This window comes from Geminicoccus flavidas (assembly GCF_009806515.1).
GTDB classification, from domain to species: Bacteria; Pseudomonadota; Alphaproteobacteria; order Geminicoccales; family Geminicoccaceae; genus Geminicoccus; species Geminicoccus flavidus.
In genome coordinates, this window is the sequence record NZ_WUJP01000023.1 from 1 (window position 1) to 8,840 (window position 8,840).

General features: G+C 70.6%; 5 protein-coding genes. All 5 read right to left on the reverse strand.

Going from position 1 to position 8,840, the window contains the following annotated elements; all coding sequences use genetic code 11:
- Nucleotides 1-900 precede the first annotated feature (900 nt).
- Nucleotides 901-1,845 carry a nucleoside hydrolase gene (locus EQG76_RS00510; protein WP_159709627.1) on the reverse strand — a complete coding sequence of 315 codons (945 nt, stop codon included), beginning with the start codon at nt 1,843-1,845 and terminating at the stop codon, nt 901-903.
- Between the two features lie 5 nt (nt 1,846-1,850).
- Nucleotides 1,851-3,128, reverse strand: coding sequence for a peptidoglycan -binding protein (locus EQG76_RS00515; protein ID WP_235031136.1), 1,278 nt, complete (start codon nt 3,126-3,128; stop codon nt 1,851-1,853).
- 76 nt (nt 3,129-3,204) lie between these two features.
- Entirely contained in the window at nt 3,205-5,766 is a 2,562-nt protein-coding gene (locus tag EQG76_RS00520; RefSeq protein WP_159709629.1) for a hypothetical protein, read from the reverse strand.
- Nucleotides 5,763-6,152, reverse strand: a complete 390-nt coding sequence (locus tag EQG76_RS00525) for a response regulator (protein WP_159709631.1) — start codon at nt 6,150-6,152, stop codon at nt 5,763-5,765. Before EQG76_RS00525 ends, EQG76_RS00520 begins: the two co-directional genes overlap by 4 nt.
- 91 nt (nt 6,153-6,243) lie before the next feature.
- A partial coding sequence (gene uvrA / locus EQG76_RS00530; protein WP_159709633.1) for an excinuclease ABC subunit UvrA occupies nt 6,244-8,840 on the reverse strand: 2,597 nt, incomplete at its 5' end.

Sequence of the window (8,840 nt, forward strand, 5' to 3'; positions counted from 1 at the left end):
TTGCTGCTCAGCTGGAAGCCGAGCGGGAACGGCATCTTGAAGTACCCGTCACCCGACCGGCTGTCCTGGAGGGGCTATGAGTAGCTGATTCCGAAGAGCGCCACCCTGATCTATGCCGCCATGCGCCGGATCATGCTGAATAGGTAGGTGGAAGCTAGAGCTTGAGCATTCGAAGACTGATTTCAGGCCGTCACCTGGCTGATTTGTTTGGGAACGACCATCTGCCGGTCTCGCATGAACAACTGTCAGTGACCGCACAGCGGAGGCCCTCGCCGCCGGCCGGGAGCAAGGCCAGGAGACCCAAGATCGCTGAAGCGATGCCGGCCCATCGCTGTCCGCTCAGCGGGCAGTTCGGCGGCCCCCGGCAGAGTGGGGCGCTCTGGAGCATGAGCAGACCGAAAGGCGCCGTTGCCCCGGACGCGCCGCCGGCAAAGGGAAGCAGCATGCCCGAGGCAGCCGCTTCCCTAAGAAAGGCGCCCTCTGCTGCTGCAGGATGGACCACTCGTCCACGGGTCATCTCGCGGCGCATCCGTGTGGCATCCATGTGCGGAACTGTACCTTCCGGCACACCGGTGCCCTACGATGCACAGCGCATGCGCAGGGTCATGGCTGTCGCAGCCGGCGCCTTCCAGGAGCAAGCGGGAGCAGGCGCCGGCCAGAAGTGGTGGTTACGCAGACTTGCGAGCTCAGGCCCTCGGATGGGCGTAACTGGTACCACCGGACTTATTGCTACCAGCGCTCCAACCAGAAGGCGGGCGCGATTGCCACGAGTTCCTGTCGGGGCGGTGCCGGCAGAAGGATGGCAGCCCTGCCGCTGGACCAGAGGGACTCCATCGGCCTGTGCACGCTGCCCGAGCCGTAGGCCGGGTCCGCCTCGGTGTCGCGCTCGACCCCGGCGCTTCACAGGGCCTGGAGCCGGGCCAGGCGCTCGGTCAGCAGGGTGAAGAAGCGGTCGGCGTCGACCTCGCGCATCACGGTGGCGTTGGCCGGGTGCCGGTCGGTGTTCCACCAGTCCACCAGGGTCCGGCCGATCGAGCGGCCTTCCAGTTCGATCTCGACCGGGCAGTCCTTGCCGGCGAACAGGGTCGGGTCGATCAGCCAGGCGATCACGCAGGGATCGTGCAGCGGCGCGCCCGGAGCGTCGTAGCGCTCCATGTCGAAGCGGTTGAAGAAGTCCAGCAGGCCGTGGACTGCCTCCGCGACCCTGCCGCCATTGGCGCGGAGCTGCGCGAGGCGTTCCCCGGTCACCAGCACCTGGTGGGTCACGTCCAGCCCGAACATGACCAGGGGCACGCCCGAGCGGAACACGATGTCGGCGGCATGCGGGTCGACATAGATGTTGAATTCGGCGGCGGGGGTGATGTTGCCGAGCTCGATGGCGCCGCCCATCAGCACGATCTGCCGGAGCCGCTGGGACAGATGCGGCTCCTTGCGGATCGCCAGGGCGACGTTGGTGAGCGGGCCTACCGCCGCGATCGTCACGGTGCGGGGCGGGCGGGACATCACCAGCTCGATGATCGCATCGACCGCATGGCCGTCGCGCAGCGGGGTGGTCGGCTCCGGCAGCACGGCACCGTTCAGCCCGGTCTCGCCGTGCACGTGCTCGGCGGTCTCCAGCGGCCGGACCAGAGGGCGCTCGCAGCCGGCATAAACTGGCACGTCCGCCCGGCCTGCCAGTTCTAGGATCTTGCGGGCGTTCACCCGGGTCAGGCCCAGCGGCACGTTGCCGGCCACCACCGTGATCGCCAGCAGTTCGATCTCCTCAGGTGCCCCCAGCGCCAGGAGGATCGCGATGGCGTCGTCCTGCCCCGGATCGCAGTCCAGGATGATCGCTTGGCGGGCCATCGGCGTCAGCTCTCCGTCAGCTTGAACTCGATCCGACGGTTGCGCCGGTAGGCGATCTCGTCGTCGCGCCCGTCCAGGGGCTTGTACTCCCCGAACCCCGCCGCGGCCAGACGCTCGGGCGGCAGGCCCTGGGAGATCAGGTACTCGACCACGGCGACGGCGCGCGCGGTGGACAGCTCCCAGTTGGAGGCGAACCGGCCGCCGCGGATCGGCTGGCGATCGGTATGGCCGTCGACCCGCAGCACCCAGGGCACGTCCTCCGGGATCGTCTGTGCGATCTGCTGGAGCGTCTGCGCAACCTTGGCCAGCTCCGCCCGGCCCTCCGCGCCGATCTCGGCCGAGCCAGGGTTGAACAACAGTTCCGACTGGAGGACGAACCGGTCGCCCACGACCCGGATGTCCGGCCGCTCGCCCAATGCCTGGCTCAGCACGCCGAAGAACTCCGAGCGGTAGCGCGACAGTTCCTCGACCTTGCGCGCCAGCGCCTCGTTCAGCCGCTGGCCGAGGTCCAGGATGGTCGCCTGCTGGGTGTCGACTTGGCTGCGAGTGTCGTCGAGCGTGCCTTCCACGGCCACCAGCGCTGTCCTGGTGGTATCCAGCAGCCGCTCCAGTTCCGCGATCCGGCTGCGTGCCGAGGCCAGCTCCGCACCGGTGCTCTGCAGGGAGGCCTGCGCATCCGTGGCGGCCGCCTGCTGCTGTGCCAGCGCCGTCTCCAGGCGACCGCGCTCGGCCGCCAGCTGCTCCTCCAGGCTCACTGCGCGCGCCGTCGCCGCTTCCGTCCGCTGCCGCTCGGCGGCCAGGCTCGCCGCTCCGGCCCGGCGTTCCTCGCCGAGTACCGCCTCGAGCTCGGCGATCCGGCGGGCCAGCTGCTCCTCCAGCGTCTCCTTCTCGCGTGCGGTGGCCTTCAGGCTCTCGTCCAGCGCCCTCTGCTGCGCGGACAGGTCGTTCACGGTGCTGTCGAGCTCACCCACCCTGGCACGCAGTGCCTCGTTGGCAGCGCCGCTTCCCTCCAGTCGGCCCGTTGCCTGGTCGATCTGGTCACGCAGGAATTCCAGGCTCTGGTCGCGTTCCCTGGTGGCCGCGTCCATGGCCTCCAGCTGGCGCTTGATCTTGTCGACCAGCGCCTGGACGTCTTCGGGGGACTGCTGCCCACCCGATTCCTGCGAGGCCGGCTGCTCCGTCGGCGCTTGCTCCTGCGCCCGTACCGCGGTGGGCGGCAGCAGCCCGAGCAGGGCCAAGAACATACCCCAGAACATGCCCGAAACCCTGCCGAAGCGGACCATGCGGATTCCCCTTATCCGTGGAGTTTGGCGGCAAGCGTGCTGCTTTCGCAAGCGGGCTGGCACACCGCCGGCACGCTCACCCTTCAGGATCCGATTGCCAGCCAGCTAGTGCCTGGTCGAGCCGAGCCGGGTCGGCAAAACGGTCATTCGCAGCAGCGTCCAGTTCCTGGAGCAGCTGGCGCGTCACGCTGGATACGGGCGGTCCGTCCGGCCTGCGGTCCATGGCTGCCGCCTCCTCCTTGCCGACCGGCAGCTCTGGCACGGCAGCGTGCAGGAGAAGCGCAGCCTGCTCCTGGCCGGCCGCCCGCAGCTGGCGGACCAGCGCGGCCAGCGGCGCCCGCAGCTCGCCCCGCCGCAACTCGGCCAGCGGCCGAGCCTGGACGAGGGCCAGCTTGCGGAACAGGTCGAGATCCGGCGCCACCAGCGCCGCCGCCAGTATGTCGACCGGCTCGACCGCCGGCGCGTCGGCGGCCGGGCCGGGATCAGGCAGCGCTGCCGCCCGCTCGGCTGCGGCCAGGGCGGTCGGCCAGTCACCTGCAGCCTGCGCCGCCCAGGCATGACGTCGTTCCATGGCAGGCTGGACCCGGCGGCCTTCCCAGGCCGGTGCCAGCCGGTCCAGCGCTGCCTTCGCCCCAGCCGCGTCGGTGGTGCCGGCCTGCAGATCCAGGTCGAGCGTCACCGCCTTCGCCTGGAGCGCCGTGTCCGCGTCACCTTCCCGCTCCGCCACTGCCAATCGCCGCCGCGCTGCCGGCAGCGCCTGTTCTTGCGCCAGTGCCTCGGCCTGCAGCAGCTTCCACAGCGCGGCTTCCGCCTCATCGTCGGCAGCCGCGGCGAGGAGGCCGTCCAGGGCCGCGAGCACAGCATCGATTGCGCCGGAACGGATCTGGCTGCGGACGATCGGTTCACCCAGCAGACGACGCAGGGCTGGCGGGTAGCGGCTCAGCACGTCCCCGCTCGCTATCAGGGCCGCGCCTACCTCACCGTCGCAGCCTTGCTGGGCATGAAGGAAGGCCTGCCACAGGGCGGCCTCAGGCCGGTCGGGCTCGCCCAACCCTGCAAGACTGGCGGGCGGCACGGCCGTCGGGCGCGCCAGCGCCGCTGTGGCCGTCGCGAGCGGTGCGGTCATTTCGTCCGTCGGGCCGAAGCCCGTCAGCACCGCATCGGCTTCGACGAGCAATCCGGCACCCAGCAGCACCCGCACCAGGCCGGCACGGGCCGCGGGATCATCCGGTGCGCGTGCCAGGCGCTCCTGCGCCAGCCGCCGCTCCGCCAGTCCCGCACGTCCCTCAAGGCCAGCGAAGTCGAGTCGTGCGATCTCCGTTGCCGATGCTGGCCCAGGGGCATCGGGCGGCAGCTGTGCGGTCGGTGGGGGCGTCCCTGTGATGCGCACGCCGTCGATTCTGGGCACGGCGGAAAGGTCCGGCCGCAAGGGGCGTATGACCAGCCCGGCCAAGCTCGTCATGATCTCCAGCTCCGGCGTGCCGCCGGCAACCACGGGGCGCGCCTGTGCGGCGGCTACCGGTGCCACCAGCAGGCGATCGCCGGCACGGGGATCGGTCAGCTCGACCGGGCGGCTGATGCCCGGCAGGTGCAGAACAGGGCCCTCCCGGATCTCGACATGAGTGGGTCGACCCTGCTCCGCGCCGGCCGAGTCGGCAGCAAGCAGCAGGCGCCAGGTTTGGCCGTCCGCGGGCGGCAGGAGCCTCGCCGCGACGCCCGTTGCGAGGCCGAAGCGGAACACGGTCGCGTCCGTGCCGAGTTGGCGCTCGGTCGTGCGGACCCGATGCACCAGGCGGCGGGCGAGCGCTGCCGGATCCGCCCTTAGCCGCTCGGCCCGGGCGCCGAACACCAGCCAGAGGCGGTCGTCCCGCCAGAAGGCGGCGGCAGGCACGGGATCGTCCCAGCGGAACTCGAGCGCCGCTGCGCCGGTGGCGTCGGCCGTGGCACGAACCTCCAGGCCGGCCGCCGGTGCGGTCTCTGCCGGCACGGGTGAGGTCGCAAGGCGATCCGGTGCCGTCGCCCGATGCGCGGCATCGGCCCCACGCGGGTGGGGCGCCAAGCCGTGGCTGATGGTTGCCGGGTCGGGAGCGGCATCGACCGGAACCTCGGCCAGCAGCGCCGGCAGGGCGTGGTTGGGGGCGTTGCTGTCGGCCGTGGCGGCGGGTGGAGCCGGGACATCCTTCGGGCGCAGGGCCAGCACGAGGTGCTGCTCGCTCAGCCAGTCCGGCTCAAGGCTCACCTGGTGCCGCAGGCGCAGGCGCAGCTCAGGACCGGCGGTTCGCGCGGACAAGGCGACGCGGGACAGCCGGATGCCGAGATCCTGCCCACTCGCCAGCAGGTCGCGATCGAACCGCAGCACCAGCTCGCCTGCTTCCTGGCCACGGGTCAGGGTGAAGGGGTGAGCGGCTTCCAGCACGATCCGCGCCGTGGCGCCCTGAGCACCCAGGCGCAGCCGGATCGGTCCGAGATCCCGATCCGGAGCGCTGGCCGGCTGCGCCGGGGGCGAGGCGGGTTGGGCGGTTGCGGCAGCGGCAGCCGTGCCGGCGCCCGCAAACAGGGCCAGCAACGCCAGCAACCGCAGGAGCAGAGGCAGGACAGCACCGGCATGCGGCTGGCCGGGCGGTCCCGCGGCGGTCATGCTGCGCGGCCCTGCAGGGCGTGGCAGATCTTCGCCTCGAGCGTGGCGGCGTTGAACGGCTTGACCAGGTAGTGGTCGGCTCCCGCGTCCCGGGCGGCCAGCACGTCCTCCGCCCTGCCTTCCGCGGTCACCATGATGAACGGCACCAGGCTGGTGCGCGGCTCGCCCCGCAGCGCCTTGAGCAGCGCCAGCCCGCCGGTCGGCTGCATGTTCCAGTCGGAGATCACCAGGCCGAACCGGCGCTCGGCCAGATGCACCAGCGCCGCGTCCGCGTCGGTCGCCTCCGCCACGTTGGCGAAGCCCACCTGGCGCAGGAGGTTGCGGATGATGCGCAGCATCGAGCGGTAGTCGTCGACGAGCAGGATCGGCAGGTCGCGGTCGATCATGGCGCTCCGTCTCCGTGCGGCAGGCCTCCATCGAGTCGGAGCCTAACCGCAAGAGGTTGACGGAGCGTTAAGGCCCGAGCGCTCTACCGGCTCAGGATGCCCGGCGGCGCCGACCGGTCCGCGCCTCGACCGCATCTGCCGAGGCCGGCGCCTCGGGCAGCAGCCGCGCCAGATAGCGGCCGGTATGGCTGCCCGGATTGGCCGCGATCTGCTCCGGCCGGCCCTCGGCGACGATCCGGCCGCCGCCCGTGCCGCCGTCCGGCCCTAGATCGACGATCCAGTCGGCGGTCTTGATCACCTCCAGGTTATGCTCGATCACCACCACCGTGTTGCCGGCGTCGACCAGGGCGTGGAGCACCTCGAGCAGCTTGCGCACGTCCTCGAAATGCAGGCCGGTGGTCGGCTCGTCGAGGATGTAGATGGTCCGCCCGGTGGCGCGGCGCGCCAACTCCTTGGCGAGCTTGACCCGCTGCGCCTCGCCGCCCGAGAGCGTGGTGGCCGACTGGCCCAGCGCCACGTAGCCGAGACCCACCCGGCGCAGCGTCTCGAGCTTGTGCCGGATCGGCGGGACCGCCTCGAACAGCTGGGTGGCCTCGTCGATCGTCATCGCCAGGATGTCGGCGATCGACTTGTCCTTGTAGGTGATCTCCAGCGTGGAGCGCTCGAACCGCTTGCCCTTGCACACGTCGCACTGGACGTAGACGTCCGGCAGGAAGTGCATCTCGATCTTGACCACGCCGTCGCCCTGGCAGGCCTCGCAGCGCCCGCCCTTGACGTTGAAGCTGAACCGGCCGGGCTTGTAGCCGCGGGCCCGTGCTTCCGGCAGCCCGGCGAACCAGTCGCGGATCGGGCCGAAGGCGCCGGTGTAGGTGGCAGGATTGGAGCGAGGCGTGCGGCCGATCGGCGACTGGTCGATCTCCACCACCTTGTCGAGCAGCTCGACGCCGCTGAGATCCTCATGGGCGGCCGGCGCCTTACGAGCCCCGTTCAGCCGGCGGGCCAGCGCCGGGTAGAGCGTGTCGATGACCAGGCTGGACTTGCCCGAGCCGGACACGCCGGTGACGCAGACGAAGGCGCCCAGCGGGAAGCTCGCAGTGGCACCCTGCAGGTTGTTGGCGGTGGCGTTGACTAGGCGGAGCATGCGCTCGGGATCGACCGGCCGGCGCTGCTCCGGCACGGCGATCTGCCGGCGGCCGGACAGATACTGGCCGGTGAGGCTGGCCGGGTCGTGCATGACCGCCTCGGGCGTACCCTGCGACACCACCATGCCGCCGTTCACGCCGGCACCCGGCCCCATGTCGATAAGATGGTCGGCAGCACGGATCGCGTCCTCGTCATGCTCCACCACGATCACGGTGTTGCCCAGGTCGCGCAGGCCCACCAGGCTGGCGAGCAGCCGGTCGTTGTCGCGCTGGTGCAGGCCGATCGAGGGCTCGTCCAGCACGTAGAGCACGCCGGTCAGCCCGCTGCCGACCTGGGAGGCCAGGCGGATGCGCTGGCTCTCGCCGCCGGACAGGGTGCCGGAGTCCCGGGCGAGCGTCAGGTAGCCCAGGCCCACGTCGTTCAAGAAGCGCAGCCGGTCGCGAATCTCCTTCAGGATGCGCACGGCGATCTCGCGCTGCCGCTCGGTCAGGCGGCTGTCCAGCTCGGCAAACCAGCGGTCGGCGTCCTGCACCGACTTGTCGGTCACCTGGCCGATATGGTGATCGGCGATCTTGACCGAGAGCGCCTCGGGCTTGAGCCGCCAGCCCTGGCAGGCGGTACACGGCGCGGAGCTCAGATACTCGGACAGCTCGTCGCGCATCCAGGCGCTGTCGGTTTCCCGCCAGCGCCGCTGCAGGTTGGTAACCACGCCCTCGAACGGCTTCTTGGTCTCATAGGCCCGCAGCCCGTCGGCGTAGCGCATGGTGACCGCCTCGCTGCCCGAGCCGTGCAGGACCGCGTTGCGGGCCTTTTCCGGCAGCTTCTTCCAGGGCGTGGTGAGGTCGAAGCCGTAATGGCGCGCCAGGCTGGCGAGCGTCTGCGGGTACCAGGAGGAGGAACTGTCGGCCCAGGGCTCGATCGCACCCTCGGCCAGCGACAGGTCCGGGTTCGGCACCACCAGGTCCGGGTCCATGAACATGGTGCGGCCCAGGCCGTCGCAGGCCGGGCAGGCGCCGTGCGGGCTGTTGAACGAGAACAGGCGCGGCTCGATCTCGGCGATGGTGAAGCCGGAGACCGGGCAGGCGAACTTGGCCGACAGGAGCTGGCGCTCGCCTGAATCCGCGTCCTCCACGATCAGCAGGCCGTCGGACAGCTCGACCGCGGTCTCGACGCTGTCGGCCAGCCGCGTGGCCAAGTCCGGGGCGACCACGACCCGGTCGACCACCACCTCAATGTCATGCTTGAGCTTCTTGTCGAGCGCCGGAGCGTCCTCGATGTCGTAAAGCTCGCCATCGATCTTGACCCGCTGGAAGCCCCGGCGCTGCAGGTCGAGCAGCTCCTTGCGGTACTCGCCCTTGCGGCCGCGCACGATCGGCGCCAGCAGATAAAGGCGGCTGCCTTCGGGCCGCTCCAGGACCCGGTCGACCATTTGCGGCACGGTCTGGCTCTCGATCGGCAGACCGGTGGCAGGCGAATAGGGCACGCCTACCCTGGCATAGAGCAGGCGCAGATAGTCGTAGATCTCGGTGACGGTGGCGACGGTGG

Coding starts and splice junctions, on each gene's coding strand:
- EQG76_RS00520 (WP_159709629.1), bottom strand. CDS start 5,766: ATGACCGCCGCGGGACCGCCCGGCCAGCCGCATGCCGGTGCTGTCCTG.
- EQG76_RS00525 (WP_159709631.1), bottom strand. CDS start 6,152: ATGATCGACCGCGACCTGCCGATCCTGCTCGTCGACGACTACCGCTCG.
- EQG76_RS00510 (WP_159709627.1), bottom strand. CDS start 1,845: ATGGCCCGCCAAGCGATCATCCTGGACTGCGATCCGGGGCAGGACGAC.
- EQG76_RS00515 (WP_235031136.1), bottom strand. CDS start 3,128: ATGGTCCGCTTCGGCAGGGTTTCGGGCATGTTCTGGGGTATGTTCTTG.